The organism is Methanoregula sp. (assembly GCF_002835825.1).
In the GTDB taxonomy this organism is placed as follows: Archaea; Halobacteriota; Methanomicrobia; order Methanomicrobiales; family Methanospirillaceae; genus Methanoregula.
Genome location: NZ_PIZH01000744.1, coordinates 1 through 1067, shown reverse-complemented (window position 1 = coordinate 1067; position 1067 = coordinate 1). Strand labels below are relative to the sequence as shown.

Genomic DNA, 1067 nt, shown 5'->3' with positions numbered 1-1067 from the left:
CCAGCAAGAGTTTCATCAAGCAGACGGAGTCGATGAGCCTTGATATCTCCGACTATTTTGCCTGGGGCTACCTCAAGGTCTTCCACCTGCACGTTGTCGGGTTCGAATGGAAAAAGGAGGAGATGGACGGGCTGCTTGCCCAGCTCATCTCCCACATCCAGAAGAGCAAATCTGAGGTGGTCATTGTCGACTCCTTAACACTCTTTACCGAATATGCCCAGACGGACACTATCCTCACCTTCTTCACCAACTGCAAGTCGCTGGTCGATCACGGCAAGACCATCCTCGTCACGCTCCACACGTACGCGTTTGAAGAGGACACGCTGGTGCGGATCCGCTCGATCTGCGATGCGCACCTGAACATGAAAAAGGCCCTGGTCGGGGACAAGTACGTGATGGTCATGGAGGTCATCAAGGTCCGGGGTGCACGAAAGACCACCGGTAACCTTGTCAGCTTCGAGGTTCACCCGGGCTACGGGATGAAGGTCATCCCCATGAGCTTTGCAAAGGTGTAGATCCATGGGAACGCTCTCCGTTGCCGTCAATCTCCCCTTCAAACCCGAGACGGTCGACTCGAACATCGACTTCTACACCGACATCGAGTCAAGCGCCCTGTACAAGATGCTGCCGGCCAATGCCAAGGAGTATGTCAGGGCAAGCCCCCATCTCCTCGAATACCTCCACACCTTCCCGGTCAACACCTACGGCATCCCGCTCTTCCTCTCTGAGCTCAAAAAAGATCTCCGGTCCATGAAGAGCCCGAACATCATCTACCCGGTCAACGATACAACGTTTGTCCATATCCTGCCCGACCCGGATGATGTGCGGAACTTCTACATCCCCATCGAACCGTCCTTCCTGCACTCCGTCAACCAGATGCTGCCGGTCATCGAGACCAAACTCATCGACCTCATCGATGCGCTCGAAGAGGATCCGATCAGTGACAAGGAGCGGGCCGAGGTCATCAGGAAGATGCTCGCCTCCGTTGCCGTTATCCGGCCAAAGAACGTTGAACTCGCCCAGCTGACCGGGACTTCCGCAGGCCAGCAGGATTTAAAGTCCAAAAT

The 1067-nt window shown here is 55.3% G+C and carries 1 protein-coding gene and 1 pseudogene; both read left to right on the top strand.

The annotated features are described in order from the left end of the window. A partial coding sequence (locus CW742_RS14865) for an ATPase domain-containing protein (protein ID WP_292421736.1) occupies nt 1–515 on the top strand: 515 nt, incomplete at its 5' end. Nucleotides 516–519: 4 nt separating this feature from the next. Further along, nucleotides 520–1067 (top strand): annotated as a pseudogene (locus CW742_RS14860) (secretion system protein E); the annotation flags it as partial.